Below are 17,608 nucleotides of genomic sequence, written 5' to 3'. Positions count from 1 at the left end.
GACTGGAAGCCCCACCTGGATGACCTGGTCAAGGACCTGGGACTCAAGGACAAGGTCGACTTCCAGCCACCCGTGGTCCACGACGACCTCTTCAAGGTCCTGGCCCTGGCGGACGTGGGCGTGCTGCCCCTCGACGACTCGGAGCGCAACCGGACCCAGGGCGGGCCGCTGGCCAAGGTGTCCGAGTACATGGCCTCCGGCCGGCCGGTGATCGCCGCGGACCTGCCCGTCACCCGGGAGCTCATCCCGCAGGACGCGGCCGTCTTCTTCCCGCCCGGGGACGCCCGCGCGCTCTCCGAGCGCATCGTGGAGCTGGCGCGCGACGTGCCCCGCCGCGTGGCGCTGGGACGCGCCGGCCGCGAGTACGCGGAGAAGGTCCTGGACGCGGGGCTCATCCGGGGCCAGTTGCTGGACCTCTATGATTCGCTCCTGAAGAACCGCGTCCACCTGCCCGTGGGCACCGCCAACGAGCCGCCCGACGTCACGATGACGGGCACGCCCACCAACCGCCTCGCGAACCTGGGCATGCCGGAGGCGCCGAAGCCCGCGCCCGTCCCCAAGGCCCCCGCGAAGCCCGCCGCGCCCGCCGCCGCGCCGGAAGAGGCCGCCCCGGAGCCGGTGGCGAACAAGGACGCCGCCGAGGACCTGCCCCTGGTGATGGGCATGGCCCTGGACGAGGGGATGGACACGCGGCTGGTGAAGACCGAACCCGACATGCGGCCCGACGAGGTCCCCATGGTGCTGGGCCTGCCGCTGCGGGAGCGCGGTCCCACGGCGGAGCCCTCCCGGGAGCCCGCGCGGAGCGAAGCCCCGTCGGCCGACAGCGGGGGCGACACCGCCCGGACCGCCCACCCGGTGAAGGCGGAACCGGAGCCCCTGGGAGGACGCCGGGGTGAGCCGGGCGCGCCGACCGAGCTGCTGACGAGCTACTCCGCCCGGGCCCTCTCCTCGCGGGACGCGGAGCCGGAGGCCGCCTCCCGGGACGCCGCCTCCGCCGACACCGCCCCGCGTGGGCAGGGCGAGGACGCGGCCCACTCCGGACCGACGCCCATCGTGCGCCGCTCGAGCTTGGAGGATGAGGGCGAAGCGCCGGCCCCCACCCCCATCGTCCGCCGGCCCGCCCCGTCGGAGGACGAAGCGCCCGCGGCCACCCCCATCGTGCGCCGGCCCACGTCGCCCGCGTCCGACGACGCGGAGCGGGCGCCCACGCCCATCGTCCGCCGCTCCGGCGTCATGCGGGAGGAAGAGTCTCCCGCGCCAACGCCCATCGTCCGCCGGGCCTCGGTGCTGGTGGAGGACTTCTCGGAGCCGCCAGCGCCCACGCCCATCGTGCCCATGCGCTCCCTGATGAACGCGGGGCGGAGCACGAACGCCGGGCGCGCCCAGTCCTCGCGCCCGGGCGCCAACGCCGAACCGGACGCCCCCTCCGCCGTCGAACCTCCCCGCACCCCTCCCCTTCCTTCCATGGCCGACGCGGAAAAACCGCCCATCCGTGGCGGCCTCTTCGCTGATCCAGGCCGTCCCGCTCCCTCCCGCCCGCCCGTGCTCCTGGAAGCGGACAAGCCGCCCATCCGCGGCGGTGGCCTCGTGTCAGACGCGGACAAGCCGCCCATCCGCGGCGGTGGCCTCACGGCGGACGCGGAACGGCCCCCGCAGCTGCCGCCCCGCGCCGTGTCACCGCCGCCCGTGCCCCGTCAGGGTCCGCCGCCCCGGCTGGTGCCGTCCGGGTCCCAGGAGGCACAGGCCCGCTCGACGCCGCCCATGCTGAGGCCCTCCTCGCCCTCCGCCCCGGACGACGAGCCGGAGGAGATCGCCGCCGATGAGGCCGAATCCCTGGACGACGAGGGCAGCCACACCCCCTCCAACGCCAGCGCGGCGCTGGACGAGCCGGAGGAGATCAGCAGCGACGAGGTCCACGACGCGGACTCGCTCGCCCTGGAGGACGCGGAGGACGCGCCCGTGAAGGAGGAGCCGCCGGAGCCCCCACCGGCGCCGCCCGGCTCCACCCTCAACCCGTGGTTCGCCCAGTTGGCGCACGGGTATTGTCCCCCCGAGGGCGCCCAGTTCGCCCGTCACACCCCGCCCACCAACTTCCCCGGCAGGGATCCGGAGAGCGCCGCCCCCCCGGGGACGGTCCCCCCTGTTGGACAGGGTGCGGTTCGCAACAAGAACTCGTGAGGCAGGCGACCGAGCACTGCTCGGAAACTTCCCAAGCCTTGCGCCCGCCCGATAGGATGTGGCGGTTTTCACTGCACTTTTTGCTGGGTGAAGGGCTTCATGGAGCGTCGCGTCCTCATCGTCGAAAGCCAGAACGACTTCGCACTCAGCATGGCCTCCGTGCTCAAGAGCGCGGGCTACAACACGGCCATGGCTACCACTGCGTCCGATGCGCAGCGGGAGCTGGAGAAACGCCGACCCGACCTGGTCGTCGTGCGCGCGGAGCTGCCGGACCAGTCCGGCTTCGCCCTCTGTGGTCAGATCAAGAAGGGCAAGTGGGGCCAGAACCTCAAGGTCCTGCTGCTGTCCTCCGACTCGGGAGTGGAGGGTCTCAACAAACACCGTGAGACGCCCGCCGCCGCGGACGGCTACCTCGTCATCCCCTTCGAGATGGGGGAGCTCGCCTCGATGAGCGCGGGCATCGTCCCGCCCGGCACCGACGAGACGGACGCGGACCTGGACGCCGCCCTCTCCGGCGCCCCGCGCGAGGCCCCGCCGCCCATGCCCGGCGTGCGCACCGGCGCCCCGCCCAAGCTGCCCAAGCGCGAGCGCCGCAGCGCCATGACGGACGAGGACAAGTCCTTCATGGACCGCGCCTTCTCCTCCATCGCGGACCGCAAGGCGGAGCTGCTGGCGGAGTCGCGCCAGTTGAAGCGCCCGCCCCCGCGCCGTGAGCTGATGGGCACGCCCGAGGGGAAGATTCAAATCCTCCGGGACGAGCTGAAGACACGCGAAGCGCAGCTCGCGCGCCTGTCCGAAATCTGGAGCGTCCGCGAGCGGGAGCTGCTCTCCGTCGAGGACCGGCTCCATGAGAAGGACGTGGAGCTGCAGGGCCTGAAGATGCAGGTGGATGACCTGCTCAGGCGCTTCAACGACGCCCAGCAGTCCATCGTCCAGAAGGAGCGCGAGCACGGCGCCACCGTGGACGACCTGCTCCTGCAGAAGTTCTCCTCGGAGAAGGACCTCATCGAGGTCGTCGCCTCCAAGGAAAAGGACATCAACGTCCTGCGCAAGGAGGTCAACCTCCGCGACGAGGAGCTGTCGCGCCGTGGCGCCGACCTGGAAGGCTGGCGCAACGAGTTCGACAAGCTGGAGAAGCACCTCGGCGTCGTCACGCTGGAGTTCGAGGTCAAGGAGCAGAAGCTCCAGGACACCGTCCGCGCCAACGAGGCGGACATCCTCCAGTTGCGCGAGCGCGGCGACCAGTTCGAGGCGGAGCTGGGCCGCACCGTCAGCGAGCGCGACCAGCGCTACGCCGAGCTGGACGGTGAGATCCAGGCCCTCCAGGAGCGGCTGACCCAGACCGAGCAGGAGCGCGACGCCACCGTGCGCGGCCTGGAGGCCCGGTCCACCACCGCCGAGGAGCACGCCAGCCGCTCCGACGCGGAGATTGAACGCCTCAACGCCGAGCGCGCCGCGCTGGAGCAGCGCCTCACGCAGCAGGTGGCGGACCTGGAGTCCGACATCGCGCGCGTCACCGGCGAGCGCGACCAGCTGCGGCTGGACAAGGACGCCCAGGAAGCGGACCTCACCCAGCGCGTGGAGGAGCGCGACGCGAAGCTCGCCTCGCTGGACCGCGAGCTCCAGGAGACCATCGCCCGCAACGAGAACAGCGAGGCGGAGCTCAACGCCACCATCCAGCAGCACCGCGAGCGCATCGGTGAGCTGGAAGGCGAAGTCGAAGCCGTCAAGACGCACCTGGAGGACCGCGAGTCGGAGCTGACCGCCGAACTCCAGGCGCTCCAGCAGGCCAAGGACGCGCTGGAGCAGGACCTCACCAGCCAACTGGAGGACCTGCGCGCGGCGAAGGACGCCCTGGAGGCGGACCTCAAGGGCCAGATCCAGGCGCTCAGCGAGCAGCTGGACGCCGCCCAGCAGCAGGGCGAACAGCTCTCCGCGCGCGTCGCGTCGCTGGAAGACACCGTCGCCCAGCGCGACAGCAGCATCGAGGGCCTGCAGTCGGACGTGGCCGAGCGTGACTCGCGCATCTCCGAGCTGACCGGGAACCTGGAGGCGACGAGCCAGCAGCTCACGGAGACGCAGGCCACCCTCTCCAGCACCGAAGCCACCCTCGCGGAGACGCGCGGCGAGCTGGAGGCCACCAGCCAGCAGCTCTCCGAGACGCAGACGACGCTCTCCACCACGGAGGGCACGCTCGCGGAGACGCGCGGTGAGCTGGAGGCCACCAGCCAGCAGCTCTCCGAGACGCAGACGCGCCTGACGCAGACCGAGGAGACCCTCGCCTCCACCCGCGGCGAGCTGGAGGCCACCAGCCAGACGCTGGCGACCACCGAGGACACCCTCGCGAAGACGCAGGACACGCTGGCGCGCACGGAGGCCACCCTCGCGGACACGCAGGGCACGCTCTCCAGCACCGAAGGCACGCTCGCGGAGACGCGCGGCGAGCTGGAGGCCACCAGCCAGACGCTGACGGACACCCAGTCCCGGCTCGCGCAGACGGAGGAGACGCTCTCCACCACGCGCGGCGAGCTGGAGGCCACCAGCCAGACCCTGTCCGACACGCAGGCCACGCTGGCCAGCACCGAAGGAACGCTCGCGGAGACGCGCGGCGAGCTGGAGGCCACCAGCCAGACCCTGTCCGACACGCAGACCCGGCTTGCCCAGACGGAGGAGACGCTCGCCTCCACCCAGGGCGAACTGGAGGCCACCAGCCAGACCCTGGCGCGCACGGAAGCGACCCTCGCGGACACGCAGGGCACGCTGGCGCGCACGGAAGCGACCCTCGCGGACACGCAGGGCACGCTCTCCAGCACCGAGGGCACGCTCGCGGAGACGCGCGGCGAGCTGGAGGCCACCAGCCAGACGCTCACGCAGACCCAGGAGACCCTGGAGTCGACGCGCGCGGAGCTGGCCAAGACGACCACGCACCGCGACGAGCTGGACGCGGAGCTGAACGAAACGCGCGACATCCTCCAGGAGACCAACGGTCTCCTCGCCCGCACCACGCAGGAGCGCGACACGCGCATCGCGGAGCTGCAGGCGCTCGGCGAGGCCAAGGATTCGCTGGAGCAGGACCTCACCGGCCAGATTGGCCAGCTGCGCGCGGACCTGTCCGAGACGCAGGGCCTGTATGAGGCCGAGCGCGGCGCGCACGCGACGCTCGCGCAGGAGACCTCCGCGCAGATCGCCGCCCTCACCGGCGAGCGCGACGGGCTGACGCAGGAGCTGAACGCCACGTCGCAGCAGCTGGCGGACACCCAGGGCCAGCTCACCGACACGCGCGACACCCTGGCGAAGGAGGAGCACGCCCACGCGCAGACGCGCCAGCAGGCCGCCGCCACCCAGGCGGAGCTGGAGCGTCAGCTCGCGGACTCGCAGGCGAACGGCGAGGAGCTGGCCGAACAGCTCATCGTCACCAAGCACGAGCTGGGCGCCCGCGTGGCGGAGGTCACGCAGCTGTCCTCCACGCTCGCGCAGACCGAGGACGCGCGGCACGACCTGGACGACCGCCTCCAGACGCTCACGCACGAGTCCCAGCGTCGCGAAGAGCTGCTCCAGAACGAGGTCGACACCAAGGGCAAGGAGCTGTCGGACACGCTGCGCAAGCTCACCCACGTGACGCAGGAGAAGATGCGTCAGGCGGAGGTGCTCAACCGCGAGGTCGCCACCCGCACCGACCAGGTGAAGGCGCTCGAAGGCCAGCTGCAGACCCAGGCCGCCGAAGCGAAGAAGCAGGCGGACGCGCTGGGCCAGCAGCTCAACGCCGTGAGCGCGGACCTGGACGGGGCGCGCAAGGCCATCGCCGACCGGGACGCCCAGCTCCAGCAGGCCGGCCAGTCCCAGCAGAAGCTCGCCAGCGAGCGCGACGGGCTCGCCGGTCAGCTCCAGCAGGCCCAGGCCCAGGCTCAAGCCCAGGCGCAGCAGGCCCAGCAGGCCCAGGCCGCCGCGAAGAAGCAGGCCGACGAGCTGGCCGCGAGGCTCGCGAAGGCGGAGCAGACCATCGCGCAGCTCGGCCAGGACGCCCAGAAGGCCGCGGCCGACACGGACGCGAAGCTCAAGGACGCCCAGGCCCAGCTCCAGGCCCGCACCAAGAAGGCCCAGGACCTGGAGCTGGCGCTGGAGAACGCCACGAGCGCCCGGAGCCGCGCGGAGAAGGAGCTCACCGCCCGCGTCACCGCCGCCGAAGCCAAGGCCAACGAGTCCGCCGCCCGTCTCGCCACCGCGCAGAAGGAGCGCAAGGACCTGGAGGCGCGCCAGCTCAAGGAGCTGGACGACCTCAACGCCAAGCAGAAGGCGGAGCTGGAGCGCCGCGAGGCCATCAAGGCCCAGGAGGTCGCCCGCCTCCAGACGTCCGTGCAGGAGAAGAGCAAGGCGCTCAAGGTCGCCGAGCTGGAGCTGGCCCGCTACAAGAGCAAGTCCCCTGCCCCGGCCGCCGCCGCCCCCGTCAAGAAGCCCTCCGAGGACGAACACCTGGCCGTGACGGCCCAGGCGAACCCCGTCATCCCCGCCGCCGCCAAGCCCCCGGCGAAGGCCGCCGCCAAGCAGGCCGCGAAGAAGCCCGCCGCCGCGCCCGCCCAGGCCCTGGCGGAGGACGACGAGGCTCCGGAGCGCACCATGGTGATGCAGCTGCCCACCGCCCCCGAGGGCGAGGACGACTGGACGGCGCTCGTCGACGAGCTCGACAAGTAGCCGCCCCCAGCCCCTGGAAATGACGAGGGCCCGCGCACTCTTTCGGAGTGCCGGGCCCTTCGTGCGTCATCTCAGGTCTTCAGGGCAACGGCCCGGCGCGACGGCCGCCGGGGGGACGCTACAGGGCCGTCACCGCCCGGGCCTCGCGCAGCAGGTCACGGAAGTGCAGGGAGCCCACCACGTCCCGCACCGACACCGGCCGTCCCGCTTCCCGGGCCTGCGCCTGGGCCATCCGCCAGCGCTCCGCCAACGTCCGCGTCGCGATGTACGCCATCACCAGGGGGATGCCGCCCGGCATCACCACCACCACCACCGCCATCGCCAGTTTCAACCACGCCCACATGACCCGCGACCTCGTTCGTGTCCTGAGATTCGCCACTGAGATGCACGGTGCGTGCCCAGGGTGCGAAAATATTTACGCACTCTGATTACGCGGGGTTGCGGCCCCAACGGCCCTCAAGGGTGCGGACGGCGCCCCCACAACCCTGGCATTTTTGCCGCAGTTGCCCGGGGACCGTCGGTTAAGTTGACGGGTGTGAGCCCCCCTCAACTGACTCCCCCGATTCCGTCCTTCGCCAGCGTGGAAGACGCGGCGCGTCGCCTGGAGGCGGTGGGCTACCTGTCGTCCCCTGAAATCGCCACGGCGGTGTTCCTGGCGGACCGGATGAACAAGCCCATCCTGGTGGAGGGCCCCGCGGGCGTGGGCAAGACGGAGCTGGCGCGCGCCCTGGCCCTGGCGCTGGACCGGGGCTTCATCCGCCTGCAGTGCTACGAGGGCCTGGACGAGGCGAAGGCCCTCTATGAATGGGAGTACGCCAAGCAGCTGCTCTACACCCAGCTGCTCAAGGACAAGATTGGGGAGATGACGCAGGGCACGAAGACGCTGGCGGAGGCCGCGGACCGGCTCGCGTCCGGCGACGCGGTGTTCTTCTCCGAGCGCTTCCTGCTGCCCCGCCCCATCCTCCAGGCCCAGCTGTCGGAGAAGCCGTCGCTGCTGCTGGTGGACGAAATCGACAAGGCGGATCCGGAGTTCGAGGCCTTCCTGCTGGAGGTGCTCTCTGACAACGCCGTCACGGTGCCGGAGCTGGGCACCATCAAGGCGAAGCACATCCCGCGCGTCATCCTCACCAGCAACAACGCCCGGGAGCTGTCGGACGCGCTCAAGCGCCGCTGCCTGCACCTGCACATCGACTTCCCGGACCGCGAGCGCGAGCTGCGCATCGTCCGCTCGCGCCTGCCGGAGGTCCCCCAGGTGCTGGCCGAGCAGGTGGTGGAAGCCGTGGCCGCCATCCGCGCCCTGGACCTGAAGAAGGCCCCGTCCATCAGCGAGACGCTGGACTGGGCGCAGAGCCTGACCCTGCTCAACGCCGAAGCGCTCACGTCGGACGTCGTCGCCGCCACGCTCAACCTCGTGCTCAAGTACGAGGGCGACATCGAAAAGGCCCGCGCCCACCTGCCGCAGATCGCCCAGGCCTGACGCAGGGCGACTTGGACGGTCGGGCGACTTGGACGCTCAGGCACCGGGGGGGCCGTTCTGGCGCCCCCCTGGCGTTTCGCGCTTTGCCTCCCCGGTGGGCCTGGATACAAGGCTTGAGGTGGCCTGAATCCCATGGCCCCAAGAGGTCCCACCCCTAGCCCGACGAGGAACTTCCCGATGAGCTCGACCTCATCCTCCGTACTGCGCGCCGAACACATCTGGCTCGATGGGAAGCTGGTGAAATGGGACGAGGGCGGCGTGCACGTGATGACGCACGCCCTCCACTATGGCCTGGGCGTCTTCGAGGGCATCCGCGCCTACAAGACCCATGACGGCCGGCTCGCCGTCTTCCGGCTGCGCGAACACATCCGGCGACTGCTGGACTCCGCGCACATCATCATGCTGAACATCCCCTACACCGAGGATGAGCTGGTGGAGGCCACGCTGGATCTTCTGCGCAAGCAGAAGCACCTGTTCGCCAACGGCGCCTACCTGCGCCCGGTGGCCTTCATGGGCGATGGCGCCATGGGCCTGGGCGCGGTGAACCCCACCCGCGTGGCCGTCACGGCCTGGGAGTGGGGCTCCTACCTGGGCGACAAGGGCATCCGCGAGGGCATCCGCGCCAAGGTCAGCTCCTTCACGCGCATGCACGTGAACGTGAACATGGTGCGCGGCAAGATCACCGGCCAGTACGTCAACTCCATCATGGCCAAGCGCGAGGCGGTGCTCGCCGGCTACGACGAGGCCATCCTCCTGGACATCAGCGGCTTCGTCGCGGAGGCGTCCGGCGAGAACATCTTCATGGTGAACAAGAAGGGCGTCATCAAGACCCCGCCCCTCTCCTCGCCCATCCTCGACGGCATCACCCGCGACACCGTGCTGAGGCTGCTGCGCGACAGCGGCCGCACGGTGGACGAGGTGACGTTCACCCGCGACGCGCTCTACATCTGCAACGAGATCTTCTTCACCGGCACCGCCGCGGAGATCACCCCCGTGCGAGAGGTGGACAACCGACAGGTGGGCGAGGGCAAGCCCGGCCCCATCGGCACCTTCGTCCAGGAGTCCTACTTCAAGATCGTCCGGGGCCAGGACGACCGCTATGCGGACTGGCTGACCTACGTTTGAGAACAGTCGCCTGACGTGACGTCCCGGCGGGCGGGGGAATCGGGTAGAACCCCTACCCGATGCCTCCCGCCGGGTACGCGTACGAAGACAATCCGTTCAAGCTCGAGAACCCGTCCGTCCTCGACATCGCTCCGTCGGAGCCGAAGTCGCTGGAGGACACCGGCCTCAAGATTGGCCTGCTGGCCGACCTGGGCCTGAAATTCCTCTACTACGCCGGCACCGGCACGGGCATGGGCATCGCGGAGAGCATGTGCCTGCCCTGGTCGGGCGTCGTCGAGCACGTGGTGGACTTCCTCGCGCAGGAGAAGCTCGTGGACCTGCGCGGCGGCAAGGGCTTTGGCCGCGCGTCCGTGGAGTTCGCCCTCACGGAGAAGGGCCGCGAGTACGCCCGCGACGCCCTCACCCGCTCCACCTACGTGGGCGCGGCCCCCGTCCCCATCGAGCAGTACAACGCGCTCATCACCAGCCAGACGGAGGAGACGCCCGTCGTCAGCCAGGAGGACCTGGTGATGGCCCTGGGCCACCTCACCGTGTCCGCGGAGCTGATGGACAAGCTGGGCCCGGCCGTGAACTCCGGCCGCTCGCTCTTCCTCTACGGCCCGCCCGGCAACGGCAAGACGAGCCTCGCGGAGGCCATCTCCCACATGTTCGGCGGCGAGGTGTACGTCCCGCACTGCCTCGAAATCGACAATCAGATCATCAAGGTCTACGACCGCATCATTCACACCCCCGTCTCGCTCGAAATCGGCTCGGCCGCGGGCGGCGGCCGCCGGCAGACCTTCGAAATGGACAAGCGGTGGCTGCTCTGCCGCCGCCCCGCCGTGGTGGTGGGCGGCGAGCTGACGCTGGAGACGCTGGATCTCATCTATTCGGAGAGCACCCGCTTCTACGAGGCCCCATTCCAGGTGAAGGCCAACGGCGGCATGCTCCTCATCGACGACTTCGGCCGCCAGAAGGTCCACCCCACGGACCTGCTCAACCGGTGGATCGTCCCCCTGGAGAAGCGGGTGGACTTCCTCACCCTCCACACGGGCAAGAAGTTCGAAATCCCGTTTGATCAGCTCCTGGTGTTCTCCACCAACCTGGACCCCAAGGAGCTGGTGGATGAGGCGTTCCTGCGCCGCATCAAGTACAAGATTGAAGTAGGCAATCCGGATGAAGAGTCCTACCGGGAGATCTTCCGCCGGGTGTGCGAGGCGGCGGGCATCCCCTACGTGGACCAGGCCATCACCTACCTCGTGGAGCACTACTACAAGCCGCGCAGCATGGAGATGCGCTCGTGCCACCCCCGGGACCTGGTATCGCTCATCCGGGACGCGGCCCGGTACCGGCAGATTCCGCCCGCGCTCTCCAAGGACCTGCTGGACCAGGCGTGCGAAGTGTTCCTGGTGAACCTGTAGTCAGGTTTTAATTGTTCCAACCGCGCGGAATTTCTAGAATCCGCGTGCCGTTGTACCCGCCTGGCGCAGCCTCTGAGAAAAGCGCCCGGGGCGGGCCGGGGCGAGAAGGAGCCGCAGTCCGTGAAGGAACGCTATCAAGACATCGACGAGAAGAACGAGCAGCTGCGCGAGTACCTCGACATCTACAAGGACAAGCAGCCAGCACGCGAGTTCCTCGACCGGTTCGAGATGTCGTGGATCTACCACGACGCCGCGCTCGAAGGCGTCGTGTACACGCACCAGGAGTTGATGGCCGCGCTCTTCCCGGCACGCACCGCCGCCGAGGCGTCCATGATTCCGGTCGTCCTGGAGATCCGCAACCACAAGGCGGTCGCGGACTACATCCGCGAGGAGGCGCAGGGCGCGAAGAAGCAGTCCGCGCTGACGCTCACCACCATCAAGCGGATGCACGACCTCTTCCTCGGCAACACGCCGGAGGCGCTCGCCGAGCGCGCGCGCATGGAGCGGCGCGAGCGCACGGAGAAGGAGCTGGCCAAGGAGCGCGACCGCGCGGGGCTGCGCAAGGACATGCCCCTGCACCGCACCTACTTCCACGACATCACCCAGCCGGCGAAGATCCAGGCCCGGCTGGAGAAGCTCGTGGACCACACCGCCAGCGCGGAGTTCCGCGAGTTCCACCCCATCAAGCAGGCGGCGGTGGTGCAGCATGAGTTCCTGCAGATCTTCCCCTTCACCGAGCACAGCGGGAAGGTGGGGCGCATGTGCAGCAACCTCATCCTGCTGCGCAACGGCTACATGCCCGCCGTCATCCACTCCATTGATCGGCAGCGCTACTACGAGTCCTTCCGGGGACCCGTGGCCGTCTTCCGCACGGTGTTGATGGACGCGATGGAGAACTCGCTCGACAACGGCGTGAAGTACTTCCGCGACCTGGGCCGCAAGTACAAGACCGTCGAGTAGCCGCCGTGCGAATCGGGGCTCACGAATCCATCGCCGGAGGCGTGAGCCAGGCCTTCCAGCGCGCCGAAGCCCATGGCGCGAAGGCCCTGCAGATCTTCACGAAGAACGCGCGGGGCTGGAGCGCCCCCGCGCTGACGGAGGACGAGGCGCGGGCCTTCCGCGCCGAGGCCCGTCGCGCGGGCCTCCCCGTCATCGCCCACGGCAGCTACCTGGTGAACCTGGCCGGCGAGGTGCCCGAGGCCCGGGAGAAGTCCCTGGCCTGCGTCACCGAGGAGCTCTCCCGCTGCGAGCGGCTGGGCATCCCGCTGCTCATCCTCCACCCCGGCTCACACCCCGACACCGCCCGCGGCCTGGAGCGCGTCGCGCACGGGCTGGACGAAGTGCACCGCCGGTGCCCGGGCTTCCAGGCGCGCATCTGCCTGGAGGTGACGGCGGGCCAGGGCCACGCGCTGGGGTGGCGCTTCGAACACCTGGAGGACATCCTCGGTCGCGTCAAGGAGGAGGGCCGCCTGTCGGTGTGTCTGGACACCTGTCACCTCTTCGCGGCGGGGTATGACCTGTCCACGAAAAGGGGCTATGAGGCCGTGATGGCGGAATGTGACCGGCGCGTGAGCCTGTCCCGCGTGGCGGCCTTCCACCTGAACGACTGCAAGAAGCCCCTGGGTTGCCGGGTGGACCGTCATGAGGAACCAGGCAAGGGGACAATCGGCCTGACGGCCTTTCGCTGCCTCATGAAGGATCCGCGCTTCGTCGACACCATTGGGGTGTTGGAAACACCCTTTCCGGAACGTTATGGGGAGAACATCCGACTTCTCGAATCCCTGTGCCGGAGGAAGTAAAAGAAGAGCCCTCATGCCCGTGACCCCTTCTCTCCAAAGCCGCCGCTCCCAGCTTCCCGCCGGCAGCGAGCTTACGGAGCCTCCGCCAGCCCGTCTGGCGAACCTTCCGGCCGTCGAAAAGCTGGGCCGCCTGCTGCGCGTGGCCAAGGGCCACCGCCGGGCGCTCATCCTGACGCACGACAACCCGGACCCCGATTCCATGGCCGCCGCCGTGTCGCTCGCGTACCTGCTGGAGCGCAAGGCCGGCGTGGAGGCCCACGTGGGCTACGGCGGCATCATCGGCCGGGCGGAGAACATCGCCTTCGTGCGGGTGCTGCGGCTGCCGGTGTCGCACGTCTCCCAGTTGGACCTCTCCGAGTACGACCTGTTCGGTCTGGTGGACACCCAGCCGCCGGTGCGCAACCACTCGCTGCCCGCGCGCTATCGCGCCGACATCGTGGTGGACCACCACCCGCTGCGTGAGGAGAGCCTCCAGTCGCCCTTCGCGGACGTGGGCGGTGACTTCGGCGCCACGTCCACGATGCTGGTGGAGTACCTGCGGGCCGCGCGCCTGGAGCCGTCCGTGGAGATCGCCACCGCGCTCTTCTACGGCATCAAGGCGGACACGCGGGACCTGGGCCGGGAGACGACCGACACGGACGTGGACAGCTACCTGTGGCTGTTCCCCCGCTGTGACAAGTCGATGCTGGGGCAGATAGAGCACCCGGAGGTGCCCGCCCGCTTCTTCCAGCTCTTCCACACGTCCATCGAGAAGGCCAAGGTCTACGGCACCGCCATCATCACCGACCTGGAGGAGGTCTACTCCCCGGACATGGTGGCGGAGGTCGCCGAGCGGATGATGTTCCTCGAAGGGATGAAGTGGTCCCTGGCGTACGGGACGTTCCGCAACCAGCTCTTCCTCAGCCTGCGCGTGAAGGACCGGCGCATGAACGCGGGCCGCCTCATCCGCGAGCTGTGCGAGGACCTGGGCGGCTCGTCCGGCGGCCACGGCAGCATGGCCGGCGCGCGGCTCCCGCTCTCCGGCAGCGCCAACAAGCGCAAGGCGCTCAAGCGCGACCTGGTGGCGCGCTTCCTCGAAGCCTTCGGCGTCGCCGAGGAGCGGCCGGTGTCGCTGCTGTCCGCGCAGGACACGTGATCTACTGGGACCACAACGCCGCCGCGCCGGTGCGGGCGGAGGTGGGCGCGCTGCTCGCGAGGGCCTTCACGCAGGGCGGCTTCGGCAACGCGTCCAGCGTGCACGGCGGAGGACGTGAGGCCCGGGGCCGGCTGGACGCGGCGCGGGCGCGGGTGGCGCGGCTGCTCGGCTGCGAACCCAAGGAGGTGTGCTTCACCGCCTCCGGCAGCGAAGCGGACGCGCTCGCGCTGCTGGGCGCGTACGCGGCCCGGCCGGTGAAGGAGCGCCGCCGGGTGGTGGGCTCGACGGTGGAGCACCCCGCCCTGCTGGGAGCGCTCACCCACCTGGAGCGCGAGGGCGCCCAGGTGGTGAGGCTGTCGCCCGACGCCACCGGCCGCGTGCCGCTGGAGGCCGTGCTGGAGGCGCTCACCCCGGACACCGCGCTGTGTTCGCTGATGTGGGCCAACAACGAGACGGGCGTGCTCCAGCCGGTGGCGGAGGCAGCGCGAGCGTGCCGGCAGCGCGGCATCCTGTTCCACACCGACGCCGTGCAGGCCGCGGGCAAGGTGCCGCTCACGCTGCGCGAGGTGGACGCGGACCTGCTCTCGCTGTCGGCGCACAAGTTCGGCGGCCCCCAGGGCGTGGGCGTGCTGGTGGTGCGCAAGGGCGTGGACGTGCGAGCGCTGACGCCCGGGCACCAGGAAGGTGGCCGCCGGGGAGGCACGCAGAACGTGCCCTACGCCGAAGCCCTGGCGCTGGCCCTGGAGCTGGCCGCGAAGGACCAGGCCGCCGTCGCGGAGCGCGTCGGCGCCCTGCGTGACGGCTTCGAGCACCAGGTGCTCACGCGACTGCCGGGCGTGACGGTGAACGGGACCGGGGCCCCGCGCGTGCCCAACACCAGCAACCTGCGCTTCGACGGCGTTGAAGGCGAAGCGCTCCTGATGGCCCTGGACCTGGAAGGCATCTGCGCGTCATCGGGCGCGGCCTGCGCGTCCGGAACGCTGTCCCCGTCACACGTGCTGCGCGCGATGGGCCTGTCCCCCGCCCAGGCGCGCGGCAGCCTGCGCTTCAGCCTGGGGCCCACCACCACCGCCGCGGAGGTGACGCGCGTGGTGGAAGCCCTGTGCACGCACGTCCCGCGCGTGCGCGCCCTGGAAGCCTCCTCCAGCGTCGCCTGAAGCAGGCCCAGGAGCCCGGGAGCGGCTACCACTTCTGGTCGGGCAGGCCCTGCTCGCGCACGTCTGGATCAGGCTGGCCGTAGCCGGGCATGCCATCCCTGCCGGCCTCGCCGGGCTTGGGCGGAAGGCGCTCGCCCTCCGGTCGCGTCTCGCGCGTGGGCTTGTCCTGTTCGGGCTGGGGCTGCTTTCGCTCGTTCGCCATGGATGTCCTCCCCGGATGTCGGTGGGAAGAAAGGTCATCATCCGGACCGAAGGTCGCAGCGACCCTTCCCGTCCGGGGACCCGCGCATCGGGGCCCTGCCCGCCCGGCTACTCGGAGGTGTCGCTGGAGCGGCCGAGCGCGGAGTCGGGAATCGTCGGCACCTGGTCGGTGGTGCCGAACAGGCCGCGCACCACCGCCGCGATGGCCAGGGGCGTGCCCACGCGCTCGTCATAGTGGGGCGCCAGGGCCTGCGCGTACTCCTCCGCGGAAGGGAAGCGGTCCTCGGGGTTCTCCGCGAAGGCGCGCGCCAGGACGGCGTCCAGCGCCTTGGGGACGTCCGGTCGCACCTCGCTGAGCCGCCGGTAGTCGCGCGACAGGATGCCCGCGAACACCTCTTCAGGCGACGTGCCGGTGAAGGGGCGCCCCAGCGTGAGCAGTTCGTAGAGCACGACGCTCGCGGCCCACAGGTCCGCCTCCGGCGTCACCGCGCCCTGCAGTGACTCCGGGGACAGGTAGTACGGCTTGCCCAGCACCTCACCGCCCTGAAGCTTGCCGTCCACCAGCACGCGCGACACACCAAAGTCGCCCAGCTTGATCTCCCCCACCCGCGAGATGAACAGGTTGGACGGGGACACGTCGCAGTGGACGATGCCCAGCGGCTCGCCCTCCGGTCCGGTGGCGGTGTGCGCGTACGCGAGCGCCTCCAGCAACACCTTCGCCAGGTACACCGCGAAGTCGACGGGCAGCGGGATGCCGCGGGCCTTGCACCGGCGCAGGATGTGGCCCAGGTCGCGCCCGTCCACCAGGTCCATCACCAGGAAGGACACGTCCTCCAGCATGCCCGCGTCCAACACCTTCACGATGTTGGGGTGGTCCAGTTGGCGCGACAGGTGCGCCTCGCGCGCGAACAGGTCCACCGACGCCGGGTCCCGGGTGAGCGCGGGCAGCAGCCGCTTGAGCGCCACCGTCCACCCCTCGTGGGGCCCGGAGCGCACGCGCGCGCGGTACACCTCGGCCATGCCGCCCTTGCCCAGCATCGACAGGATTTCGTAGTTGCCGAAGATCTTCACGGGCTTCGGCGCGGGGGTCGGCGCGGTCACGGGCTGGCGCTTCCAGCTCCTTGCGGATCTCGACCCTGGGCCCGCTTGCGACCGCGCGCCTGCTTCACCAGCGTGTCGAACGGCTGCCCTTCCCGGGCCAGCAGTTGCAGCTCCCGGTCCACCAGCGCGTTGCCCTCCGGTGGGGACCAGCCCTCATTCACCGCGCGGCGCAGCGCCTCCTGCGCCAGCTTCGAGTCCTGGGTCGCCCGCTTCACGCACGCCGTCCAGAACCACGCCTCCGCCCGGGCCTGCTGATTGCCAGTGGTACGCGCCTGCTCCAGGAACCGGAGGGCCTCCGGCTGCTGGTCGCGCAGGAAGAAGGCCACGCCCATGCCCGTCAGCGCCGACGCGTTGTTCTTCTCCTGGGTCAGCACCCGCTGGAACTGCTGGACCGCGCTCACGGGATTCTTCGCCGCCAGGGCCTGCTGCCCCTGCCTCAGCGCGGCCGGAACGTCCACCGCCTCCAGCCGGCGCTGCGCCGCCACCTGCGCGGCCGAACCCGACGCCACCGCGGGAATGGGGGCCGGCACCTGGGCCTGGCGCTCGGAGGCCTGGGCCGTCACGGGCGGCGCGGCGGCCTCCTGTTCGGTCGCCCGGAACACCAGCATCCCGCTCTTGGGCAGGGCGACCGACTCGCAGCCGCCTTCCAGCCTCACCAGGCCCCCCAGCGCCCGCTCATCGAAGCTGTAGACGAGCATCACGTCATAGCTGGCGGTGGTCTCGCAGGCCACGCCCGTCTGGCAGAGCGTGACCTTCCCGATGAAGACGTTGCCCTGGAACTCGCCCGTCAGGACCTGCTGGGCCTCCGGGCGCGCGCACACCCCACCGGCCGGGGCGGTGCCCACGAGCTGGTCGCCGGTCGTCCGCAACTCCACGGGGCCGAAGGCATCTGCTTGATAGGAACCATTGACGGCCGGGCCCGCCCACGCGAATCCGGAAGCGAGGCAGGCCACCGCCGCGAGAGCCAATGTTGGAGTCGGGGGCGACATGTCGGGGGCGCGGACATCATAGAAGTCCACGGGGCTGGTTGTAAACGCGCGAGGACGGCTTGACCGCACGCTTCTGCATCCTTATCATTTTCCCAAGAACGCCCTGGGATTTCCCAGTGATTCTGAGCACTTGTAACTAGATTTGCGTTGGTAAAGGTCTGTTCCCTGCGGGGTTCGTGATGCCCAGCAGAAATTCGAACCGATACGTCCATTCCGGGGTCCGTTTCGGTCGCCATGTGCAAGCCCTCCCCCTCACGGGGATGAGGGAAGCCTGCGGCGGCATGATTTCGGTCCCCACCTGACTTACGAGGGTTCAATGGACGCTGGACACACGGCTCGGCGGGGGACTCTTTCTTG

At 70.2% G+C, this 17,608-nt stretch carries 13 protein-coding genes and 1 other RNA gene; 10 read left to right on the top strand and 4 right to left on the bottom strand.

Annotated elements, in window-relative coordinates; all coding sequences use genetic code 11:
- Positions 1-2,178, top strand: a 2,178-nt coding sequence (locus OV207_RS24930; RefSeq protein WP_267557626.1) for a glycosyltransferase, incomplete at its 5' end; no start/stop codon positions are given.
- Positions 2,179-2,277: 99 nt separating this feature from the next.
- The gene (locus tag OV207_RS24925) at positions 2,278-6,867 is read left to right on the top strand and encodes a response regulator (protein WP_267557625.1); all 4,590 of its coding nucleotides are present in this window, start codon (positions 2,278-2,280) and stop codon (positions 6,865-6,867) included.
- Between the two features lie 118 nt (positions 6,868-6,985).
- On the opposite strand, the gene OV207_RS24920 is transcribed toward OV207_RS24925, so the two are convergent.
- A complete protein-coding gene (locus OV207_RS24920) occupies positions 6,986-7,210 on the bottom strand; it encodes a hypothetical protein (protein WP_267557624.1) in 225 nt (74 codons plus the stop codon).
- 192 nt (positions 7,211-7,402) lie between these two features.
- On the opposite strand from OV207_RS24920, the gene OV207_RS24915 reads away from it, so the two are divergent.
- The 7 genes from OV207_RS24915 to OV207_RS24885 all read left to right on the top strand — a co-directional run bounded on the left by OV207_RS24915 (position 7,403) and on the right by OV207_RS24885 (position 14,960).
- Complete coding sequence (locus tag OV207_RS24915; RefSeq protein WP_267557623.1) at positions 7,403-8,344, top strand: AAA family ATPase; 942 nt, start codon at positions 7,403-7,405, stop codon at positions 8,342-8,344.
- A 177-nt stretch (positions 8,345-8,521) separates the two neighbouring features.
- Entirely contained in the window at positions 8,522-9,469 is a 948-nt protein-coding gene (locus OV207_RS24910; RefSeq protein ID WP_267557622.1) for a branched-chain amino acid transaminase, read from the top strand.
- Between the two features lie 59 nt (positions 9,470-9,528).
- Positions 9,529-10,869, top strand: coding sequence for an AAA family ATPase (locus tag OV207_RS24905; protein ID WP_267557621.1), 1,341 nt, complete (start codon positions 9,529-9,531; stop codon positions 10,867-10,869).
- Positions 10,870-10,989: 120 nt separating this feature from the next.
- The gene (locus OV207_RS24900) at positions 10,990-11,829 is read left to right on the top strand and encodes a Fic family protein (RefSeq protein WP_120531867.1); all 840 of its coding nucleotides are present in this window, start codon (positions 10,990-10,992) and stop codon (positions 11,827-11,829) included.
- A gap of 5 nt (positions 11,830-11,834) precedes the next feature.
- A complete protein-coding gene (locus OV207_RS24895; protein WP_267557620.1) occupies positions 11,835-12,668 on the top strand; it encodes a deoxyribonuclease IV in 834 nt (277 codons plus the stop codon).
- Positions 12,669-12,681: 13 nt separating this feature from the next.
- Positions 12,682-13,803 carry a DHH family phosphoesterase gene (locus OV207_RS24890; protein ID WP_193429190.1) on the top strand — a complete coding sequence of 374 codons (1,122 nt, stop codon included), beginning with the start codon at positions 12,682-12,684 and terminating at the stop codon, positions 13,801-13,803.
- The gene (locus OV207_RS24885) at positions 13,800-14,960 is read left to right on the top strand and encodes a cysteine desulfurase family protein (protein WP_267557619.1); all 1,161 of its coding nucleotides are present in this window, start codon (positions 13,800-13,802) and stop codon (positions 14,958-14,960) included. The genes OV207_RS24890 and OV207_RS24885 overlap by 4 nt, the downstream gene beginning before the upstream one ends.
- Before the next feature lie 25 nt (positions 14,961-14,985).
- Here the strand turns inward: OV207_RS24885 and OV207_RS24880 are convergent, their stop codons facing one another.
- The 3 genes from OV207_RS24880 to OV207_RS24870 all read right to left on the bottom strand — a co-directional run bounded on the left by OV207_RS24880 (position 14,986) and on the right by OV207_RS24870 (position 17,137).
- The gene (locus OV207_RS24880) at positions 14,986-15,162 is read right to left on the bottom strand and encodes a hypothetical protein (RefSeq protein ID WP_193429188.1); all 177 of its coding nucleotides are present in this window, start codon (positions 15,160-15,162) and stop codon (positions 14,986-14,988) included.
- 107 nt (positions 15,163-15,269) lie between these two features.
- On the bottom strand, positions 15,270-16,262 hold the full coding sequence (locus OV207_RS24875) for a serine/threonine-protein kinase (protein WP_267557618.1): 993 nt from the start codon (positions 16,260-16,262) through the stop codon (positions 15,270-15,272).
- Positions 16,259-17,137, bottom strand: coding sequence for a hypothetical protein (locus tag OV207_RS24870; protein WP_267557617.1), 879 nt, complete (start codon positions 17,135-17,137; stop codon positions 16,259-16,261). The genes OV207_RS24875 and OV207_RS24870 overlap by 4 nt, the downstream gene beginning before the upstream one ends.
- Before the next feature lie 273 nt (positions 17,138-17,410).
- On the opposite strand from OV207_RS24870, the gene ssrS reads away from it, so the two are divergent.
- Positions 17,411-17,601, top strand: a non-coding RNA gene (ssrS, locus tag OV207_RS24865) — 6S RNA.
- Positions 17,602-17,608 lie beyond the last annotated feature (7 nt).

The organism is Corallococcus sp. BB11-1, from assembly GCF_026626625.1.
In the GTDB taxonomy this organism is placed as follows: Bacteria; Myxococcota; Myxococcia; order Myxococcales; family Myxococcaceae; genus Corallococcus; species Corallococcus soli.
The sequence above is the reverse complement of the archived record's forward strand: the minus strand, read 5'-3'. Positions and strand labels throughout refer to the sequence as shown.

Coding starts and splice junctions, on each gene's coding strand:
- OV207_RS24925 (WP_267557625.1), top strand. CDS start 2,278: ATGGAGCGTCGCGTCCTCATCGTCGAAAGCCAGAACGACTTCGCACTC.
- OV207_RS24920 (WP_267557624.1), bottom strand. CDS start 7,210: ATGTGGGCGTGGTTGAAACTGGCGATGGCGGTGGTGGTGGTGGTGATG.
- OV207_RS24910 (WP_267557622.1), top strand. CDS start 8,522: ATGAGCTCGACCTCATCCTCCGTACTGCGCGCCGAACACATCTGGCTC.
- OV207_RS24905 (WP_267557621.1), top strand. CDS start 9,529: ATGCCTCCCGCCGGGTACGCGTACGAAGACAATCCGTTCAAGCTCGAG.
- OV207_RS24890 (WP_193429190.1), top strand. CDS start 12,682: ATGCCCGTGACCCCTTCTCTCCAAAGCCGCCGCTCCCAGCTTCCCGCC.
- OV207_RS24880 (WP_193429188.1), bottom strand. CDS start 15,162: ATGGCGAACGAGCGAAAGCAGCCCCAGCCCGAACAGGACAAGCCCACG.